At 70.2% G+C, this 19,256-nt stretch carries 15 protein-coding genes; 8 read left to right on the top strand and 7 right to left on the bottom strand.

Going from position 1 to position 19,256, the window contains the following annotated elements:
* Window positions 1-594: 594 nt before the first annotated feature.
* The gene (locus AC3AGO_RS32820; RefSeq protein ID WP_487823921.1) at window positions 595-1,620 is read right to left on the bottom strand and encodes a LacI family DNA-binding transcriptional regulator; all 1,026 of its coding nucleotides are present in this window, start codon (window positions 1,618-1,620) and stop codon (window positions 595-597) included.
* A gap of 133 nt (window positions 1,621-1,753) precedes the next feature.
* On the opposite strand from AC3AGO_RS32820, the gene AC3AGO_RS32815 reads away from it, so the two are divergent.
* Window positions 1,754-2,818, top strand: coding sequence for a Gfo/Idh/MocA family oxidoreductase (locus tag AC3AGO_RS32815; protein ID WP_487823920.1), 1,065 nt, complete (start codon window positions 1,754-1,756; stop codon window positions 2,816-2,818).
* On the top strand, window positions 2,818-3,600 hold the full coding sequence (locus tag AC3AGO_RS32810) for a TIM barrel protein (protein ID WP_487823919.1): 783 nt from the start codon (window positions 2,818-2,820) through the stop codon (window positions 3,598-3,600). Before AC3AGO_RS32815 ends, AC3AGO_RS32810 begins: the two co-directional genes overlap by 1 nt.
* Window positions 3,601-3,656: 56 nt before the next feature.
* On the opposite strand, the gene AC3AGO_RS32805 is transcribed toward AC3AGO_RS32810, so the two are convergent.
* From AC3AGO_RS32805 to AC3AGO_RS32795, 3 genes are all read right to left on the bottom strand, one after another.
* Window positions 3,657-5,978, bottom strand: coding sequence for a molybdopterin-dependent oxidoreductase (locus AC3AGO_RS32805; RefSeq protein ID WP_487823918.1), 2,322 nt, complete (start codon window positions 5,976-5,978; stop codon window positions 3,657-3,659).
* Between the two features lie 211 nt (window positions 5,979-6,189).
* Entirely contained in the window at window positions 6,190-6,726 is a 537-nt protein-coding gene (locus AC3AGO_RS32800; RefSeq protein ID WP_487823917.1) for a DUF302 domain-containing protein, read from the bottom strand.
* Between the two features lie 71 nt (window positions 6,727-6,797).
* Window positions 6,798-7,298 (bottom strand): winged helix-turn-helix transcriptional regulator, encoded by a 501-nt coding sequence (locus AC3AGO_RS32795; RefSeq protein WP_487823916.1) that lies wholly within the window; start codon window positions 7,296-7,298, stop codon window positions 6,798-6,800.
* 292 nt (window positions 7,299-7,590) lie between these two features.
* Here AC3AGO_RS32795 and AC3AGO_RS32790 point away from each other — a divergent pair, with 292 nt between their 5' ends.
* The 3 genes from AC3AGO_RS32790 (at window position 7,591) to AC3AGO_RS32780 (ending at window position 10,455) form a co-directional block, all read left to right on the top strand.
* Window positions 7,591-8,694, top strand: a complete 1,104-nt coding sequence (locus AC3AGO_RS32790; protein ID WP_487823915.1) for a 4Fe-4S binding protein — start codon at window positions 7,591-7,593, stop codon at window positions 8,692-8,694.
* 117 nt (window positions 8,695-8,811) lie between these two features.
* Window positions 8,812-9,381 (top strand): TetR/AcrR family transcriptional regulator, encoded by a 570-nt coding sequence (locus AC3AGO_RS32785; protein ID WP_487823914.1) that lies wholly within the window; start codon window positions 8,812-8,814, stop codon window positions 9,379-9,381.
* Window positions 9,382-9,555: 174 nt separating this feature from the next.
* Window positions 9,556-10,455: an NAD(P)H-binding protein gene (locus AC3AGO_RS32780; RefSeq protein WP_487823913.1), complete on the top strand. Its 900-nt coding sequence runs from the start codon at window positions 9,556-9,558 to the stop codon at window positions 10,453-10,455.
* Window positions 10,456-10,519: 64 nt separating this feature from the next.
* Here AC3AGO_RS32780 and AC3AGO_RS32775 read toward each other — a convergent pair whose 3' ends face one another.
* Window positions 10,520-11,713, bottom strand: coding sequence for an NAD(P)-binding domain-containing protein (locus AC3AGO_RS32775; protein WP_487823912.1), 1,194 nt, complete (start codon window positions 11,711-11,713; stop codon window positions 10,520-10,522).
* Window positions 11,714-11,834: 121 nt separating this feature from the next.
* Entirely contained in the window at window positions 11,835-12,473 is a 639-nt protein-coding gene (locus AC3AGO_RS32770; RefSeq protein WP_487823911.1) for a hypothetical protein, read from the bottom strand.
* A gap of 1,777 nt (window positions 12,474-14,250) precedes the next feature.
* On the opposite strand from AC3AGO_RS32770, the gene AC3AGO_RS32765 reads away from it, so the two are divergent.
* Both AC3AGO_RS32765 and AC3AGO_RS32760 read left to right on the top strand, forming a co-directional pair.
* Window positions 14,251-15,384: a PLP-dependent cysteine synthase family protein gene (locus AC3AGO_RS32765; RefSeq protein WP_487823910.1), complete on the top strand. Its 1,134-nt coding sequence runs from the start codon at window positions 14,251-14,253 to the stop codon at window positions 15,382-15,384.
* On the top strand, window positions 15,384-16,721 hold the full coding sequence (locus AC3AGO_RS32760; protein WP_487823909.1) for an MDR family MFS transporter: 1,338 nt from the start codon (window positions 15,384-15,386) through the stop codon (window positions 16,719-16,721). The genes AC3AGO_RS32765 and AC3AGO_RS32760 overlap by 1 nt, the downstream gene beginning before the upstream one ends.
* A 234-nt stretch (window positions 16,722-16,955) precedes the next feature.
* Here AC3AGO_RS32760 and AC3AGO_RS32755 read toward each other — a convergent pair whose 3' ends face one another.
* Window positions 16,956-17,723 carry an IclR family transcriptional regulator gene (locus AC3AGO_RS32755; RefSeq protein ID WP_487823908.1) on the bottom strand — a complete coding sequence of 256 codons (768 nt, stop codon included), beginning with the start codon at window positions 17,721-17,723 and terminating at the stop codon, window positions 16,956-16,958.
* 147 nt (window positions 17,724-17,870) lie between these two features.
* On the opposite strand from AC3AGO_RS32755, the gene AC3AGO_RS32750 reads away from it, so the two are divergent.
* Window positions 17,871-19,226: an RraA family protein gene (locus tag AC3AGO_RS32750; RefSeq protein ID WP_487823907.1), complete on the top strand. Its 1,356-nt coding sequence runs from the start codon at window positions 17,871-17,873 to the stop codon at window positions 19,224-19,226.
* The last annotated feature ends 30 nt before the right edge of the window (window positions 19,227-19,256 follow it).

The raw sequence follows: 19,256 nt of genomic DNA, 5'->3' as shown, positions 1-19,256 counted from the left end.
CTCCAAAGCCCGCGAAGAGGACACCCGTTGGGCAGTTCTTTCCAGGTCAGGGCGGTCTCGGACCAGCGGCGGCGCGAGCCGGGTGACGCACGCTCCAGCCCGAGGCCGCCGTCGTGCCCAATACGATGATGCGCGGCCCGCCGTGCCCACGGTGGACATGCACGGGCGGGAGGCTGCGCGGGATGCTGGCTCGCCTCTCCCCAAGAGGAGCCACACCACTCGGCCCCGAGACCGCGGTTGAGATGTGCGACCTGCCTGCCACCGCTCCGGGTGCCGGATTCGTGCTCACCGCCTCAACAGTCCAACCCCGGCGTTCTTGCCGACCCTCGGTGACGGGGGTGAGGCCGAGCCCGCCGGCTTCCGCCGGGCGGGTCATGAAGGGCAACGTCCCGGCGATCACGCCGGTCGTAGCCGAAGGAGAGCCGCCCAGCGTCGCCACCGCGGCGATGGCCGTCATCGAACGGCGCTCCGAGCGCGACAGCGTGCCGACGGGACGGCGGGAAGAGAGGCCGGGCAGGGGCCTATTACGTTCTAGCTCATGTCGAGACATTCGCATGAGGCATGAGGAGGGCGGGAGAGGGTGTGCGCACAGGCTCAGTTCTTCGGGGCCGGGCCGGTGGTCGTGCGGGCGACCAGCCGGGGCGTCAGCACAGTCTCAGCCGGGGCCGAGCCGGCGATCAGGTCGCGCGCCTGCGCTACCGCGGTCTCGGCCAGGCATGCGGCGTCCTGGGAGACCGTGGTCATGTGCACGTGCGGCACCTTCGCCAGGCGCGAGTCGTCGTAGCCGACCACGGAGACCTGCCCCGGGACGTCGAGGCCCGCGCGTACGAGCACGTCCAGTACGCCGGTGGCGCAGCGGTCGTTGAAGGCGATGACGGCGGTCGGCGCCTCGTCGCGGTCGAGCAGCTCGCGCATGCCGCGCGCGCCGTCGGTCTCGGTGAGCCCGCCGGTGCGCACCTCGGCCGTGCTTCGCAGGCCGAGGTGGTCCATGCGCTCCAGGAAGCCGCGCCGACGGTCGTCACTACCGGGGGCGTCCGCGCCGTCGATGTGGGCGATGCGGCGGTGCCCGAGCCGGACGAGGTGGTCGACGGCCAGGCCGATGCCGGCCAGGTCGTCGCCGAGGACGGAGCCTGCTGCGGCAGCGCTTGCGCGGCGGGCCACGCAGACGGTGGGCAATACCGCTGCCAGGCGGGTCAGTTGGCTGGCGTTGAGCCTGCTTCCCAGTAGCAGGAGTGCTTCGCACCGCTCGTGGCGCAGGGCTTCCACGGCGGTGTGCTCGTCGCGGCTGGGCGAGACAGCGCTGAGGGAGATGTCGTAGCCGTGCCGGGCGGCGGCGAGGTAGAGCTGTTCCACGAGGTCGCCGTGGAAGGGCTGTTGGAGCTCGAAGACCACCCCGAGCAGACCCGAGCGGGCCTGCCGCAGCTTGCGCGCACGCTGATCGGGTACGTAGCCCAGCTCTTCGGCGATCTGCTGGACCCGCTGCCGGGTCTCCTCGCTCGCACCCGGCACGCCGCGCATCACGATCGAGACGAGGGCGGTGGAGACGCCCGCGGCCCGGGCCACATCCGCCATCGTCGGCCGCCCGCGCCCGGCGGGGGGCGTGCCCTGTGCCCGCGTCACCTGCGACTCCTCCGCTCGGTCGGCTGCCGTGCCGATCGTATCGACCCTTGACCTGAGCCCTCTGGGGTCCTAATGTCCTGACAACTTAGCTAGAACGTACTAGGGGCGACCCTTCGCTCTCCGGGAGATCCTCATGACTACCCCCGACCCCGCTCCCGTGCGCCCGCGCGCCGCTTCAGCGGACAGGTTGCGCCTGGCCACGCTCGGCGCGGGCCGCATCGGCTCGAACCACGCCGAGATCATCGCCCGCCGCATCCCCGGCGCCGAACTGGCCGCGGTGAGCGACCCGGTGGCCGAGGCGGCCGAAAAGCTGGCGGCCTCCCTGGACGTGCCCACCGCCACCACGGACGCCGACGCGCTGCTGCGGCGCGACGACATCGACGCGGTGGTCATCACCGCGCCGGCCCGCTGCCACACCGACCTCGTGGTGGCCGCGGCCCAGGCGGGCAAGCACATCTTCGTCGAGAAGCCCATGGCCCTCACGCTGGAGGACGCCCGGCGCGCCATCGCCGCGGCCGAGGACGCGGGAGCGGTGCTCCAGGTGGGCTTCAACCGCCGCTTCGCCCCCGGCTTCGCGGCCGCCCGCGAGGCGGTCGACAAGGGTCAGGTCGGCACCCCGCAGCTGCTGCGCTCCCTCACCCGCGACCCCGGCCCCTTCGCCGCGGACCCCGCCCGCATCCCACAGTGGACGATCTTCCTGGAAACCCTCATCCACGATTTCGACACCCTGTGCTGGCTCAACCCGGCGGCCCGCCCGCTGCGGGTGCACGCCACCGCCGAAGCGCTGGTGCGCCCGGACGCGAAGAGCGGCGGACACCTGGACACCGCCGTGGCCACTGTCACCTTCGACAACGGCGCCATCGCCACCGCCGAGGCCAGCTTCTCCGCCCTGTACGGCTACGACGTACGGGCCGAGGTCTTCGGCTCCGGCGGCATGGTGACCGCCGGTGACGGCCGCGCCACCGACATGACCTACTACGGCCCGGACGGCCTCAGCAGGGATACCGCACGGCGCGACACTGATCTGCTGCGCTCGGCCTACATCGGCGAACTGACCGCCTTCGCCGAGGCGGTGCGCGGTGGCACCCCGCCGTCGGTCACCGGCCAGGACGCCTACACCGCCCTGTCCGTCGCGCGCGCCGCCATCCGCAGCGTGGAGACCGCCGCCCCCGTCGAGATCGCCGAGGTGACCCTCTGATGAGCCGTTTCGCCCTCGCCGCCTGCGCCGAAATGCTCTACCTCGACCTGCCCTTCGCCGAGCGTGTGCGGCGCCTTGCCGGGCAGGACTTCCAGGTGGAGATGTGGGACTGGTCGGCCAAGGACATCGGTGAACTCGCCGCCACCGGCGCCACGTTCTCCTCCATGACCGGCTATCTGGACGGCAACCTCACCGAGCCGGACGGCATCGAGGCTCTGCTCTCCTCCGCGCAGCAGTCGCTCAAGGTGGCCGAGCAACTGGACTGCCCGCGGCTCAACTTGCACGGCACCGGCCTCAACGGCCAGGGCCTGCCCGTCCGCCCCGTCGAGACAGTCACCCCGTCCATGTGGCTCACGGCGGCGGACACCCTGCGCCGCATCGCGGACCTCGGTGAGGCAGCGGGCCGCGTCTTCACCCTGGAGAATCTCAACCTCGCCGTCGACCACCCGGGCACGCCCTTCGCCCGCGCCGCCGACACCCTCGCCCTCGTACGGGCCGTCGACAGTCCCTGCCTGCGCATGAATCTGGACCTCTACCACGCCCAGATCGGCGAGGGGAACCTGATCGAACTCCTCGGCCAGGCCCTCCCGTTCATCGGAGAGATCCAGGTCGCCGACGTGCCCGGCCGATGCGAACCGGGCACCGGCGAGATCCGCTACCCCGCCATCGCCGCCGCCCTCCACGACCTCGGCTACGACGGCGTGATCGGTCTCGAAGGCTGGGCGCACGAGGACTCGGATACCGCGTTGGAGCGGTTCCGCGCCGCCTTCGGCCTCCCGTAAGAAGGCGCGGCCCGGCATGGAGGCCGGCGGCCTCCATGCCGGGTAAGTGGCTTCTCCTACCCGGCGGACGCTCGTTCCGTGAGGAGACGCACGTTCTCGCCGGTCTCGTGCGCGGCCGCCTTTTCCTTGTCGGACACGCGCTCGAGGCGCACGGCCACGTCCTTGTGGTGCGGGGTTCCCGCGATGGGGTCACGATCGCCGGCGTCGGTGATCAGGTTGATCCGCGGGCCGTTGATGACACGACCACCCCGACCGTCCGGAATGGACATTCCGAACCCGTGGGGCAGCGCCACCTGGCCGCGGCGAAGACTGTCGTCGATCTCCGCCTTGACGACGATGCGCCCGGTCTTCGACACGACGGCCACCCAGTCGCCGTCGGCGGCGCCGATCGTGGTGAGGTCGTCGCTCCGCACTCGCAGTGCGCCGTCGGGGTCGGTCTTGCGCCAGACAGGCGGACGCAGGATCTGGTTGGCGTTGTGGCTGCGCCGCTGACCGTTGATCAGGGACAGCGGGTAGGCGGGATCCGGGCGGTCCTGCGCCGGGTCCAGCCCGCCGAGCCAGTCGAGCAGTTCCGGTACGGCGAGCTGGATCCGCTCGGCACGCATGAGGCTCCACACCTCGTCGTATTCGTGCACGCTGAAGGCGATTCCGCTCGGTGCGGCGAGAATCCTGTCGAACAGTTCCTCACCGAGCGCGGGAGGAGTCAGCTCGCTGCCCAGTGCCCGTTGCACCGGCACGGTCATCAGCTTCGCTGCCCGGTGACAACCCGCCCACAGCACCGCGGCCGAGGCCGCACCACCGGGCAGGGTGGGGCCGAGCGTGCGATACAGGAGCACCGGCGCGAGCGCCGGGTTCTCCCGGAGTACGGGCGCCGCGTGCTTGAGCAGGTTCGGCCGGTCACTGCGCGCGACTTCGGTGAGCCGGGCCAGTGTCGTCTCGTCGGGCAGCACGCCGAGCACCTCGAACAGCCGGGCGTAGATCTCTGCCTCCACCAGAGTGTGGGGCAGTGGCTCGGTCAGCGGCGGGCGGAGATGGAAGTAGTTCGTGGGCCATTCGAAGTCGAAGAAGGTCCATTCCCATTTCTCGTGCTGCGACGCGGCAGGCAGCACATAGTCGGCGAGCGCCGCCGTCTCGGTGTAGGCGATGTCGACCACCACCGACAGCTCGCACTCCGTGATGGCCCGCTCCATCGACACCGTGTCCGCGGCGGTGTTGGCCGGATTGGACGATTCCACCCACAACACCCGTGCCCGCTGCGGATGTTCGGCCAGGATCTCCTCCGCGAGGGTGTTCAAGGGGAGGTAGCCGCCGATGTATTCGAACCCGGTGATCTCCGAACGCTCCCCCGCCGACTCGCCCCACAACGGCATCAGCCAGGAGTGCAGAGCGTTGGTTCCCGGCCTGCCGAAGTTCCCCGTCACCAGGTACAGCAGCTTCTCCAGGTAGCTGTTGAGCGTGGAGTTGCGGCCCTGCTGGATGCCGAGCTCCACGCGGACGGTCATCGCACTCGCCTCGAGGATGAGGTCCACCGCCCGCTCGATGTCGGCCCGGCCGACTTCGGCATGGGCTGTCCACTCGTCCACCGGGATCCGGCGCAGAGCTTCGGCGACTTCGTCGAAGCCGTCGGTCCGCGCGCGGAGGAACTCCTCATCCGCACCGCCACGTTGGAGGATCAGGGCGAGGATCGCTCCGAGCAGGTAAGCGTCGGTGCCGGGCCGCAGCGGAAGGTGCACGTCGGCGGCCGCCGCGGTTTCGGTGCGCCGGGGATCGAGCACGATCATCTTCCGCGCAGGGTCGTTCTTGATCGTGTTCACGACGGTGCGGGCCCTGTTGAACCCGTGCGCCAGCCACGGGTTGCAGCCGATCACGACCAGCAGGTCGCACTCGTCGACGCCCTCGGCCGTGTGGCAGGTCTGTCCACCGAAAAGCTTGCCGTTGACCCAGAAATCGCCGGTCTTCTCCTGCGACAGCGCCCCGAACATCCGCGTCGCGTTCATCCACTTCATCAGCGCGTGCCCGTACCCGCCGCCAGAGTGGTTGCCCTGACCACCGCCACCGACGTAGGCGAACGATCCGGGCCGCCCCGCGGCGAGGTCGGCCTCACGGACCTGGCGCAGCTTCGACGCGATGTCGCCAAGTGCCGTGTCCCAGCTGACCGGTTCGTGCGTCCCGTCCGGCCGCCGGCGCAGTGGTGTGGTGAGCCGGTCGTCGTGATTGCTGTACCACGTCAGGCGTTGCGCTTTCTGACACAGGTACCCCGCCGTACGCGGGTTGTCCTTGTCGCCACGAACGCGGGTGATCGCACGCCCGTCGGTCTGAACCTCCAGGCCGCAGTTGACGTAGCACAGGCTGCACGCGGTCTTGTGCCATCCGCTCATGAAAGGCTCCCGGTCTCGCACGAGATCGATCACCCTGGCCAGGGACTTGAACCCAGAGTTGCGTGACAAGACTTAGCCTGTCAACGCCTAGGCACCCGACTCCTGTTCGCAATGTTGTCCGACGACGCCGTGCGGACGGCGTCGTCGGACACCACGACCGGGCAGGAATTGACCTACCGAGAGCTCGGCGGGGACGGGAAATGGCCCGGGGTCACGGGACCAGCCGGCGTGGCACCGGAACGTCAAGAAACCCCAGCAGGTCCGCGAGTTTGGCGTCCAGCTCCCGCCCGACCTTCGCGATGTCCGGATCCCCGAAGCTGGCGAACCGGGTACTGGGCTGGTCGATCGAGAACCAGGTGGCTCCCTGCCGGTCTTCGTGGATGGCGGTGCGCAGTGGCGCGTACAGCATCACCGCCGGGTCATGCGTGTACATCCGCTGGGCGATCGTGTGATTGCCCATCAGATACGAAGCACAGGAGCCGCCGTCGCCGGCCAGCCGCATCAGGGCTCCCACATCGGAGCTCCAGTACCGGATGAATCCGTGCGGCGCGTTCTCGACAGTGGCGGCAACGACGGTTTCCCAACCGGCCTGTTCGGACAGCAGACGGTTGAACCGGTCCATGTCCAACGACGGCACCGCACGCTCATACCGGTCGCGGAAGTCCTCGAAGGACATTCCTGTTCCGATGGACAGCCGGACGACCTCGTGCGCGACCGCGGTGGCAGTTCCGGCCGACGTCTCGCTCATCGTTCATCACCTTTCCCTTTCTCACTGGGACTTCAGGCTGTTTCTCACTGGGACTTCAGGAGACCGCGCGGTCAGACCTGCTCGAAGCGGCGCCGCACATCCGGCCGCTGCTTGAGGTGCTCCGGGTACCCCGGCCCCATCCGCATCGAGACCTCCTCCGCCACCATCGGCTCCCCGCACGCGGCGCACACGACTTCGGCATTCGTGTCGTGGCCGCACGTTTCGTGATGAAAGGTGACCGGCTCGCCCTCGTCGCCGGACAGCCACCGGTCGCCCCACCGGGACATGGCCGCGAGCACTCCGAAGAAGTCCCGGCCCTTGCCGGTGAGTACGTAGTCGTAGCGCCGCGGCTCAGTCTGATAGAGCTTCTTCTCCATCAGGCCCTCATCGACCAGCCTGCGCAGCCGGTCGGTCAGCGTGTTCCGCGCGATGCCCAACTCCTGCTGGAACTCGTCGAACCGACGGATCCCGTAGAACGCCTCACGCAGCACCAACGGCGTCCACCAGTCCCCGAGCAGATCCATGGTCCGCGCGATCGAGCACGGCCACCTGGCGAACGATGTCCTCTTCATGAATCCATCGTAATAGAGTCTCGCAACGAAACCCAGCAGGTTAAAGCCTTGGCAGCTCTCGCGGTTCCCTCTCGATCCGTGGGCGACCCGGGTAGCGCACGCGAAGACGACTACCGCGGCGACCGCGTCCTGCACCCCCGGCCCGTTGCCGGCCGGCGTCGGCCTGCGGCTTCCCTCACCTCGGACCCGCTCGTGGCCTTGCGGGCCAGAAACCGATCGGTTTACGGTTTGCGAAACCGATCGGTTTCTCGCCCTGGTGGCGAGCTGCCACGAGATTCATCAGGAGTGCCGCATGACTACCGCGCGCGACGCCGATGGGCAGCCGGCGGAGCTCAGGCTCCCGGAGAAGCTGGCCGCACATCCGTCGGTGCAGGCCGTACTCGCCCGGCGTGCGGCGGGTGACGTGACGAGCCCGCCGGCGGTGATCGACGCGGCCTGGCTGCGCGAACTGTGCCTGGCGGCCGGCGCGGACGACGCCGCCGCGGTCAGCCTGGACCACCCCGATCTGGCCGGCGAGCGGGAGTACGCGGAGGCCGCGCTGCCCGGCACCCGGACCCTGATCGCGATGGCGGTCCGGATGAACCGCGACAACTGCCGCTCCCCCGCCCGCAGCGTGGCCAACCAGGAGTTCCACCAGACCGACGAGCAGGCCAACCACGCCGCCCGCAGCGTCACCCAGGCGCTGCAGGACGCCGGCTACCGCGCACTCAACCCGTCGGTCGCCTTCCCGCAGGAGATGGACCGCTTCCCCCATGAGCGGATCTGGGTGGTGGCGCACAAGACGGTCGCGGTGGCCGCGGGGCTCGGCGTGATGGGCCTGCACCGCAACGTCATCCACCCGAAGTTCGGCAACTTCATACTGCTGGCCACCGTCCTGGTGGACGCCGAAGTGAGCGAGTACGGGCAGGCGCTGGACTACAACCCCTGCATCGACTGCAAGCTGTGCGTCGCCTCCTGCCCCGTCGGCGCCATCAGCAAGGACGGAGCATTCGACGCGCTGGCCTGCGTCACGCACAACTACCGTGAGTTCATGAGCGGGTTCACCGACTGGGCGCAGACAGTGGCCGACAGCCAGGACGCCGCCGACTACCGCTCCCGGGTCACCGATTCCGAGAGCGCCTCCATGTGGCAGAGCCTGACCTCTCCCCCGGGCTACAAGTCCGGCTACTGCATGGCAGTCTGCCCCGGCGGCGAGGATGTCCTGGGTCCCTATCTGGAGGACCGCAAGACCTTCATGGACACCGTGCTGCGACCGCTCCAGGACAAGAAGGAAACCCTCTACGTTCTGCCGGACTCGCACGCGCGGGAATACGCCCAGCGCCGCTTCCCCCACAAACCCGTCAAGGAAGTCACCGGCGGCTGGCAGCCCCCGGCACAACGCCCCGCGGCCTCCTGACCCCGGCGCGCACCGCTCACCGCCCACCGCGCCGACCGGTACCGCGAACACCGGACCCCGGCCCGCCCTGAAAACCGATCAGTTTTCATTTCGTCCGCCTCGGGCTAATCTCGCCATATGAGCCCCGAAGTGAAGCCAAGTTCCAGGGAGCGGCTGCTGGAGGCGGCGGCCGCACTCGCCTACCGGGACGGTGTCGGTGTCGGCGTCGAGGCGCTGAGCAAAGCGGCGGGAGTGTCGAAGCGCTCCCTGTACCAGCTGTTCGAGAGCAAGGACGAACTGCTGGCGGCGAGCCTGGAGGAACGCGCCTCCGCCTTCGTGGCGACCCTCCTGCCCGAGGCGGACGATGACCGGCCAGCCCGCGAGCGGATTCTGCACGTCTTCGCACAGGTGGAACTGCAGGCGGGCGCACCCGAGTTCCGCGGCTGCCCGTACCTGGCTGTTCAGATCGAGCTCAAGGACCAGAGTCACCCTGCGAGCCGGGTGGCCCACCGGATCAAGGAGAACCTGACGGCGTTCTTCCGTTCCGAGGCCGAACAGGGGGGCGCGGGCGATCCCGGCCTGCTGGCCCGGCAGCTCAGCCTGGTCTTCGACGGCGCCAGCGCCCGCGCCGGGATCCAGGCCGACACCCTGGAAGGGCTCGTCACGCCCACGGTGACCACCCTGCTCGACGCGGCAGGCATGCGCTGACGCGCCGCGCTCCGCGCCGTGCCCTTGCACGCGGAAACCGATCGGTTTACGGTGGTGAAACCGATCGGTTTCCCAGTGAGTCCGGGAGTCCCTCATGACCGCCCTGCCCGTGCCCTGTTCACCCACGTCCCGCCCGAGGCACCCGCACCGGCCACCGAACCAGAAGGTCTCCTGATGACTGACCTCGCTCTCGTCACCGGCCCAGGCGCTGTCGGCCGCCGCGTCACCGAGTTGCTGCGCGCGCGCCACGTTCCGGTTCGCGTCATGGTCCGGCGCGAGGACGACCGCGCGGCCGCGATGCGGACGTTGGGCGCCGAGGTCGTCACCGGCGACCTGACCCGGCCGGAGACCGTGGCGGCCGCGCTCGACGGCGTCCGCCGGGCGTACTTCGGGCTGAGCGTGTCCCCGGACCAGCTGTTGGCGGCAACAGTCATGGCCACGGTCGCGAAGGAGCACGCCGACCTCGACGTGCTGGTGGAGATGTCGCAGATGACGGTGTCTCAGATGACCGCCACCAGCACCGCGGAATCCCACCAGCAGCGGCTGCACTGGCTGGCGGAGCAGGTCCTGGACTGGTCCGGGCTCCCCGTGGTGCACGTGCGCCCGACATCGTTCCTCGACAATCCGCTGTTCACCAGCTTGGCGGCGCGGTCGATCCGGGACAACGGCACTCTGGCACTGCCGTTCGGCTCCGGACGCACATCGCCGGTCGCCGCCGAGGACGTCGCCCATGTAGTCGCGACTGTTCTGCGCACACCCGGCGAACATGCCGGGAAGATCTACGAGCTGACCGGACCTCAGGTGCTCGACATGCCGGGGATGGCCCAGGAGTTCTCCAAAGCTCTCGGCCGCTCGGTGTCCTCTGTGGACGTTCCGTTGGATCAGTGGTGCGCGGAAGTGCTCACGAAGGCCGGCTTGCCGCCGCACACCGAACAGCACATCGCCACGATGGCCAAGCTGCACCGCGAAAACCGGTACGACCGCTCCACCGACGACGTCGAACGCGTCACCGGCACGCCGGCCCGGACCGTGGCGGAATTCGTCGCCGCCCGCAAGGACTTCTACCTCGGCTGACCCACTCCGGCCCGGTATTTCGTCCTCGCCTTTTCCGGTCCGGGCTCCGTCGGGGCAGTCGGCCTCAGCCGCAGTAGGCCCGTACGGCCTCGGCCAGCCTCGGGGAGGCGAAGCGGGTGCCGCACACGAAGCGCAGCACCGGGCCGAAGGTGCCCGCCGCCGGCAGCCCGGTGAAGTACAAGCCGGGCACCGAGGAGCTCAAGTCCCCTCCCAGCGCCGGGTATCCGCCGGTTCGGGTGAGGGTCGCGCACAGTTCGGGGGAGAGGAAATCCAGCGCCTCCAGGTGCACCCGGTAGCCGGTGGCGGCCAGTACGTGGTCGGTCTCCAGCCGGTAGGTGCCGCCGCCCGGCGTGGCGGTGGTGACCGCCACCCTCTCCCCGGACGACGCCGCCTCGGTGACGGCGTGTCCGGTCAGTACCGGGAAGCGTCCCTCCACCCGTTCGCGCAGCCACCAGGCCCCGCACGGGCCCAGCACCTGACGCACCAGGCGCAGCCGGGCCGCGGCCGGCAAGTGGCGGAAGGCGGCGGCGTGATGGACGAATCCGTACAGCGCCCAGGACCGTCCCACCGGGGTGTCGGGCTGCCAGTGCGGCCCGGGCGTGGGCGGGGCGCCGAACTTCAGCCCCGGCCCGCGGACCAGCATCCGCACCCGCGCCCCTGCCTCGTGCAGCAGCGCCGCGCTCTCCTGCGCGGACTGTCCTGCACCCACCACCAGCACCTCCCGGTCCGCGAAGCGGGCCAGACCGGTGTGGTGGGAGGTGTGCGAGACCGGACCGTGAGCCGAAGGACCGTCCGGCGCCGCCGACTTGAGGGCCTCGGGTACGTGGGCGAAGCCGGTCAGACCGCTGGCGACGACCACGGCAGCGGCCCGTACCTCCTCGCCCGAGGACAGTTTGAGGTGGAAGCCGTCGCGCTGCCGGTCGACGGACAGCACCCGTACGTCCTCGACCTGCGGCACCAACTGCTCGGCGAACCACCGGCCGTAGCGCAGGAACAGTTCGATGGGCACCTGCTCGTGCTCGCCCAGCCGCTCCTCGCCGGTCTGGCGGCAGTAGGCGGCCAGGGTGGAACCGGGCGCCGGGGCCGAGAGCGAGGAGGCGCTGGGCGGGGACTTCAGCAGCATCCCCTGCGGCATCTGCTCGGCCCAGCCGGACATGACGGATCCGAAGACCCGTACGTTCAGACCGCGCGCCGACAGATGCGCGGCGGTGGACAGGCCGTAGGGGCCCGCCCCGATCACAACGACGTTCTTTGACACGTTGGGTTCCCCCTTGCCGCCCTCGACGGGCGTCGGCATGAAGTGGCTGCGGAATGTGCTGCCTTGCGGGCAGGCCGGAGCCGCACACACCGCACCTGAGACCACCGGGAGGGCCGGAGCGTCAGGCGGTGTGCGGCAGGGGGAAGAGTGGCGGGCCGCGACGGACCACCTCGTCCGCGAGGAGCATCCGGGACGGTGGTACGCGGACCGGTTCGGGTGTGGGACGAACCGCGGCCGGTGCAGCGGGCAGGTTCCGCAGGGTGAAGACGGGCCACCGCAGCCGGGACAGCCAGTGGCGCAGGAGGCCCAACTCCTGGGCGGAGGCGCACAGGATGCGGCGGCGGGCGGAGTCCACTCCGTGCAGCAGGAGAGCGCCGAGCACCGGCAGCACCGCGTACGCGGCCACCGCCACCGGCCAGGCCACATGTGCGGCCGACGCATCCGCCGCGTACGGGGTGGCGACACCATCGGCCCGGAGGAACACATACCCGAGCGCCGCCTGTGCGGCGAAGGACAGCGCCAACTGGCCCCGCAGAGACCGCTCCTGGCCCGTGCCCGGCAGTGCCAGCGCGAACAGTGTCACGGCAGACAGCAGCCGGACGCCGAGCGACGGGCTGGAGTCGAGGGCCAGATGGTGGGTGATGGTGCCCACGGTCATGGCCAGCGCCGTGAACAGCCCTGCTCGCACAGCCCGCACCGGCACCGTGGCCGGCACACGGCCGGGGCGGCGCAGACGGGACAGAAGCTGCGAAGCGGGCATGACCGCCCATCATGCGGTGCGTGGAGACGGTTGTCATCAGCGACCGGCCCGCCCTTGTCGAAAACTCGACGACCCGCTTGCCTCTTCCCCGCCCACCCGAAGAAGGTGCCCGCGCCTTCATGCGAGGGCCACCCTCGTGGTCGGAGGGCATGACCACGCGCGATGTTCCCTCCCCCATCGTCGGCTGCGGTCTCGCCAGATGCCGGCAGGCGCCTTCTCCCAGGCGGCAGCTTCGAGGCCAAGTCGGCCAAAAGACACCGCAACCGGCAACCGGAGTACGCCGGGGGCGCCACGCGGGAGTTCGCCGCAGCCGCCACGGCGGGGCACGCGGGCGGAACCCGTGACCGCTACGCGGTGTTCGGCTTGCCGCCGGTTTCGAACAGCGGAGTTGGAGTCGGCGCTTGTTCACAGGATGTTCCGAGTGTGGTTCTCGTGTTCCGGTGAGGACGCGCTAGCATCACGGCATGATTACGGCTTGGTCGCCCTCGCGCGCGCCGCGGCCCCGCTTGTCGGCGGGGTCACGGCGCCTGTTGTTGGTGGCCATGCTGCTGTTCGGGCTCGTGTACGCGCACGGCGTCAACGCGGAAAGCGTTGCCGGCCACCTGGCTGCTGCTTCGAGTACCACTGCGTCCGCGACGGGTGTCGACGCTCATTCCGGCGGAGGTTCCGGAACGGTTGCCCAGGACGCCTCTGCGGCACCTTCCGAGACGACCGGGCATCACGACGACGAGCACGGCTCCTCGCATCCGACGCAGGACTGCGTACCCGGCCAGCCGCAGCAAGGCCCGGCCATGGACGCACCCGGCGCCTGCAACTGGCCGGGCAGCAGAAGTGCCGTATCGGATCTGTCACTTCATTCGTCCGTCCGGAGCGAGGGAGCTTCCTCGACACCTCCGGGGCTGAGAGACGCCACGGGCTCAGGCATCCTCCGGATCTGAAATCCGGCAGCTCTCCGCGCGGCGCCGGCCCCGATATCCAGCGGACCACCATTGGTCACGCGACACGGCATGCCGGCCCGGGGCGCACGTCGTCCATTCCGGTGTGACGGCGAAGTCGCGTCCGGCCGCGTGGAGTTCCGCGCCTGTTCGCCCATGTCATCTGTGACCCGGCCGGGTTCCGGCCGGGATTGCCGTTCCGCGGAGGAACTGTGCTGTTCCACCCCCGTGTTCGACGCCCCACTGCCCCGTGGCCCTGGCGCCACCGTCTCCTTGCCCTGCTTCTGGGCGGCCTGTTCCTGTTCGCCTTCGACTGCGGCGCCCTCCTGCACGGCCCTGCCCATGCGCACGGTGCCGCCCATACTCATGGCTCGGCCGATACGCATGGCTCGGCCGATACGCACGGCGCCGCCTCCGCGAGTTCCGGCTCATCCACTCCGGGCGAGTCCACTCCGGGCGAGCACGGCGCGCAGGCAGCCGCCGCGGACACGCCCACTGTCGATGACCCGTGCGCGCTGACCGGTCACGACGAAGAGGACCAGGCGCGTCACCAATCGCAGCCGGGCGCACCGGATCTGGCCCTCCTGATTCCAGCTGTGGCAGTCGCGGGTTTGCCGCTCGGCCGAGCGCCACCGGCCCGGCGGCGGAACCCGGCCAGAGCTCAGTCCGGACGTTCCAGACTGACCGCTCTCTGTTTGTGGCGCATTTAGGCCGAGTTCGAGGCAGCCATTCAAGACCGGCTGCCGCATGGTTCCTCTCCGGGCAGAGCCGTATGGCCAAGCCCGTAGCGGACGCATGCGAGATGAGCACCTTCTGATGCCATCTTCGAACGAGAGCGGAAAATGCAATCCGAGACCACTGACATCACACCGCCCGCCCGCTCCGCCCTCTCCGGGCTTGTCGGCAACACCCCACTCCTGCACGTGTCCGAGCCGTTCGCCCCCGGAGGGCGCGGGTTCTGGGCGAAGCTGGAGGGCTTCAACCCGGGAGGGATCAAGGACCGTCCCGGCCTGCACATGGTCGAGCGCGCCCGCGCCCGCGGCGACCTCCGCCCCGGCGCGCGCATCATCGAATCCACCAGCGGCACCCTCGGGTTGGGCCTGGCGCTGGCCGGCATGGTGTACGGCCATCCGGTCACCCTGGTCACCGACCCGGGGCTGGAGCTGTCCATGACGCGGCTGCTGACCGCGTACGGAGCGCAGGTCAACATCGTCACCGAGCCGCATCCCACCGGCGGCTGGCAGCAGGCCCGCAAGGACCGCGTACAGCAGCTGCGGGCGCAGCACCCGGACTCGTGGTGCCCGGACCAGTACAACAACCCGGACAACACCACCGCCTACACGCCGCTCGCCCTGGAACTGGCCTCCGAGATGGGGCACATCGACGTGCTGGTGTGCAGCGTGGGGACCGGAGGGCACTCCGCCGGTGTTTCCCGCGTGCTCCAACAGCTCTACCCCGGCCTGCAGTTGGTCGGCGTGGACACCATCGGGTCCACCATCTTCGGCCAGGCCGCGGAGAAGCGGCTGATGCGCGGGCTGGGATCGAGCATCTATCCCCGCAACGTCGCCTACGACAACTTCGGCGAGGTCCACTGGGTGGCCCCGGCCGAGGCGGTGTGGACCTGCCGCCGGCTGGCCAACTCCCACTACGCCAGCGGGGGATGGAGTGTCGGCGCGGTCGCCCTGGTGGCCGGCTGGCTGGCCCGTACGCTCCCCGCGGACACCCGGATCGCGGCGGTCTTCCCGGACGGACCGCAGAGGTACGTCGGGACGGTGTACGACGACGACTACTGCGCCGCGTTCGGGCTGCTGGACTCCCCGCCGCCGGCCGAGCCGGAGGTGATCGGCCGGCCCGACGAGAAGCAAGTCGCCCGCTGGACCCGGTGCGCATCCGTCGTCGACCCCCTCACCCTCGCCGACGGCACCGGTGCGGAGGACCGCGGCGCGGAGGACCCCGGCGCGGAGGAGCAGGACTGATGGGCAAGCACACCAAGCAGGGGATGCAGCAGGGATTCATCGCCCAGACCCGCTCCTACCCGGGCAGCACACAGCTGTTGATGGTCAACCAGTTCACCATCAACCTCGGCTTCTACATGCTGATGCCGTACCTCGCCGCGCACCTGTCCGGAAGCCTCGGCCTGGCCGGCTGGATGGTCGGACTCGTGCTCGGCGTACGGAACTTCAGCCAGCAGGGCATGTTCCTGGTCGGCGGCACACTGGCCGACCGGTTCGGCTACAAGCCGCTGATCATCGCGGGGTGCGTGCTGCGCACGGTCGGCTTCGCCACCCTCGCCCTGGTCGACTCCGTCCCCGCCCTGCTCGCCGCGTCCGCCGCAACCGGGCTCGCGGGAGCGATGTTCAACCCCTCCGTACGGGCCTACCTGGCCGCGGACACCGGGGAACGGCGGGTGGAAGCCTTCGCCCTGTTCAACATCTACTACCAGGGCGGCATCCTGCTCGGGCCGATGGTGGGCATGCTGCTCACCGGCGTCGACTTCCGGGTCACCTGCCTGGTCTCCGCAGCGATCTTCACGCTGCTGAGCATCGTGCAGATCCGGGCACTCCCCGCCCGCCGGGGCAACGACGCGAAGGAGGACAAGGACGGCAAGCGGGAGAGCGTGCCGGCGCAGTGGCGCGGCATCGTGAAGAACCCGCCGTTCCTGCTCTTCTCCACCGCCATGATCGGTTTCTACGTGATGCAGTTCCAGGTCTATCTGGCGCTGCCGCTGGAAGTACGCCGCCTCGGCGGTGAAGGCACCTTCGGGACCGCTGCGGTCGCGGTGATGTTCGCCGTCTCCGGACTGAGCACCATCCTGGGCCAGACCCGGCTCACCGCCTGGTGCAAGGAGCGCATGGCCCCCGGCCAGGCACTCTCCCTGGGTCTGTCGGTCATGGGGCTCGGATTCGTACCCCTGCTGGCAGTCACCGCAATCCCCGTACCGGACGCGGGCGTTGGGCTGTGGCTGCTCGCGGCGGTCCCGCCGTCGCTCTCGGCGCTGCTGCTCGCGGTGGGCGCGATGATCGCCTACCCCTTCGAGATGGACACCATCGTCCGCCTCTCCGGGGACCGCCTCGTCGCCACCCACTACGGGCTGTACAACACCATCTGCGGCATCGGCATCACCCTCGGAAACCTGCTCACCGGCGCCTCCCTGGACGCCGCCCGAGCAGCCGGAATGTCCGCGATCCCGTGGCTCGTGCTCCTCGCCCTCGGGCTGGGCTGCGGCGCGTCCCTGTACGGCCTCCACCGCAGCGGGCGCCTCTCTCCACCCGCGCCCGCGGCGCGTCCGGAACCCGCGACCGCGTCCGCATAACCGGCACCGCTCACCTGGGAGGGGCGGGCACTGTCCGCCCCTCCCCCACAGGCCGGCCCACCTCCGACAGGAGCACCCACCCCCGGCCTGTCTCCGCTCCCAACCCCTCAACCGGCGTGCCCATACGCCCCTTTCGGGCCGTGCGCTACGACGTCGGCCGAGCCGGCGATCCGTCCACCGTCATCTGCCCGCCGTAGCCTTCGGGCGCCGGTGAGGGGCGGTTGTGCGGCAGGGTCACGACGTGGCGGGGACTCGGGCTCCGATCGTCCGGGCGGCCTGGCGGACCTCTGCGGCGAGAGGGGGCAACTGGTCTTCCTGGAGTGCGTTCGTGGCACCACTGAGGCCGAGTGAGCCGAGCGGGCGGCCGCTGTCATCGGTGACGAGTGAGGCGATCGCGGTGGTGCCGATCAGTCGCTCGTCGACAGAGACGGCGAAGCCCTGCCCGTAGACCGTCTCGAGATCCTGGCGAATGGCCTCGGCGTCGAGGACGGTGCCGTTCGCGAAGGTGACCGACTGTGGGGTGGTCGGCTCCTCGTCGGCCTCGTCGGTGGCGTGGCCTGCGAGAAAGACCTTTCCCGCCGCGCCCGGGTAGAGCGGGAGGCGCTCGCCGATGGGCAGCGAGTACGCGGGCCGCTCGCCCCCTTCCAGGCGGTCGATGAGGACGCGGCTGTCCTGGACGCGGACGTACAGCGAGGCGGTCAGTCCGGTCGTGGCGGCGAGCCGTTCGAGCACGGGCCGGGCGACCAGGCGCAGTGGGCTGGTGGTGGCGAATGCGTGCGCCGTGAAGAGCGCGGCGGGGCCCGCCGTGTAGCCGTGCGCGTGGCGGCTGGCGTAACCGTGCTCAACCAGCACGTTGACCAGGCGCTGCGTCGTGGCCAGATGGAGCTCGGAGCGCTGCGCCAGGTCCGTCAACCGCAGGGGCTGCTGGGCCAGTTCGAGAACTTTCAGTACGGAAAACGCCCGATGGACGGACCTCATCGGGCTGCTGCTCGTAGCGGTCATGCCACCCCTCCTGAATGCTCCGCCGAGGCTATCACGCAGTGAGAACCCCAATCGCTTTATGGGAAACCCTTGACCGGCCTCTTCTTCATTGAATAGAACTCTCGCAGAGTAAATGTAGCTATCACAGAATGAGAGCGAGGGTGATCGATGAGGATCGCAGTGCTGGGCCTGGGCGAAGCCGGGGCGATCTACGCCTCGGGGTTCGCGGCGAACGGAGCCGAGGTCACCGGCTTTGACCCCGCACCCACCGCGACGCCCGACGGGGTGCGCAGGACCGAGGACGTCGCGGACGCGGTGGCAGGCGCCGACCTGGTGATCAGCCTGGTCACCGCGGCGCACGCGATACCGGTGGCCGCCGAGGCCGCACAGCGATTGGCCGAGGGTGCCGTTTTCGCTGACCTCAACGCCTCCTCGCCCGAGCACAAACGCGAGGTCGGCGCCGCGCTCGGAGCGGCCGCCGGCCGCTACGCCGATGTCGCCGTGATCGGCTCCGTACCCCAGTTCGGGGCGCAGACCTCCCTGCTCATCTCGGGGCCGGCCACCGACAGGGCCGCGGAGCTCTTCCGTACGATCGGCTCCCCGGTCGAGGCCATGGGCGGCGAAGCGGGCGACGCCACGCGGCGCAAGATCCTGCGGACCGTGTTCATGAAGGGGCTGGGCGCGGTGATCACCGAGGCGATGGACGCCGGTACGGCGGCCGGTGAGGCGGAGTGGGTGCGCGAGCAGATCTCCGCCGCGCTCGCCGGCGGCGACAGCGCGGCCGACCGGCTCGACCGCGGCACCCGCAAGCACGGCCTCCGCCGGGCCCACGAGTCCCAGGCCGCGGCCGAGCTGCTCGCCTCCCTCGACGTCACCCCGACCGTCACCACGGCCGTCGCCGACCGGCACCGGGCACTGAGCGCCGAAGAGCCGTACGGCCTGGGAGAGTTGCTCGACGCGTACGCCGGGATTCCCACCGCCGCGATCGGCGACGCCGGCGACCGGCTCGGTGTCATCGCCCCCCGCGTGCACACGATGTGGCCCGGCCCCCACGTCGCGGGACGCGCCCTCACCGTGCTGTGCCGACCCGGCGACAACAAGGGCATCCACCAGGCCCTGGCCGTCGCCCGGCCCGGCGACGTCCTGGTCGTCGACGGCGGCGGTCACAGCTCGCGCGCGCTGATCGGCGAACTCATCGCCCACCGCGCCATCAATCGCGGCATCCGCGGAATGATCATCGACGGCGCGGTGCGCGACGTCCCCGAGCTCCAGAGGGCCGGCTTCCCGGTCTGGGCCGTCGGCTCGTCGCCGGCAGGACCGTACAAGTCAGGCCCCTACCGCCTCGGCGGTGATGTCTCGGTCGGCGGCGTGGTCGTCCACCGCGGCGACATCGTGGTCGCCGACGCCGACGGAGCCATCGTCGTCCCCCTCGCCGAAGCGGCACGCACCCTCGACCGGGCCCGCGCAGTCCTCGCCGACGAGGCCGAGCGCTACCGCACCATCCTCGGCGAACGCGCCGCCTGACCCTGTCTCCGCAATCGCCCCCGTCCGCCC

The organism is Streptomyces sp. BL1, from assembly GCF_057628045.1.
Note: the sequence above shows the minus strand (reverse complement) of the source record. Positions and strands in the feature narration are given on the sequence as shown.

What these genes read in the sequence shown, in the direction of transcription:
- AC3AGO_RS32755 (WP_487823908.1), bottom strand. Translation starts at nt 17,723, where the DNA reads ATGACCGCTACGAGCAGCAGCCCGATGAGGTCCGTCCATCGGGCGTTT.
- AC3AGO_RS32810 (WP_487823919.1), top strand. Translation starts at nt 2,818, where the DNA reads ATGAGCCGTTTCGCCCTCGCCGCCTGCGCCGAAATGCTCTACCTCGAC.
- AC3AGO_RS32790 (WP_487823915.1), top strand. Translation starts at nt 7,591, where the DNA reads ATGACTACCGCGCGCGACGCCGATGGGCAGCCGGCGGAGCTCAGGCTC.
- AC3AGO_RS32760 (WP_487823909.1), top strand. Translation starts at nt 15,384, where the DNA reads ATGGGCAAGCACACCAAGCAGGGGATGCAGCAGGGATTCATCGCCCAG.
- AC3AGO_RS32805 (WP_487823918.1), bottom strand. Translation starts at nt 5,978, where the DNA reads ATGAGCGGATGGCACAAGACCGCGTGCAGCCTGTGCTACGTCAACTGC.
- AC3AGO_RS32800 (WP_487823917.1), bottom strand. Translation starts at nt 6,726, where the DNA reads ATGAGCGAGACGTCGGCCGGAACTGCCACCGCGGTCGCGCACGAGGTC.
- AC3AGO_RS32815 (WP_487823920.1), top strand. Translation starts at nt 1,754, where the DNA reads ATGACTACCCCCGACCCCGCTCCCGTGCGCCCGCGCGCCGCTTCAGCG.
- AC3AGO_RS32780 (WP_487823913.1), top strand. Translation starts at nt 9,556, where the DNA reads ATGACTGACCTCGCTCTCGTCACCGGCCCAGGCGCTGTCGGCCGCCGC.
- AC3AGO_RS32765 (WP_487823910.1), top strand. Translation starts at nt 14,251, where the DNA reads ATGCAATCCGAGACCACTGACATCACACCGCCCGCCCGCTCCGCCCTC.
- AC3AGO_RS32770 (WP_487823911.1), bottom strand. Translation starts at nt 12,473, where the DNA reads ATGCCCGCTTCGCAGCTTCTGTCCCGTCTGCGCCGCCCCGGCCGTGTG.
- AC3AGO_RS32795 (WP_487823916.1), bottom strand. Translation starts at nt 7,298, where the DNA reads ATGAAGAGGACATCGTTCGCCAGGTGGCCGTGCTCGATCGCGCGGACC.
- AC3AGO_RS32785 (WP_487823914.1), top strand. Translation starts at nt 8,812, where the DNA reads ATGAGCCCCGAAGTGAAGCCAAGTTCCAGGGAGCGGCTGCTGGAGGCG.
- AC3AGO_RS32750 (WP_487823907.1), top strand. Translation starts at nt 17,871, where the DNA reads ATGAGGATCGCAGTGCTGGGCCTGGGCGAAGCCGGGGCGATCTACGCC.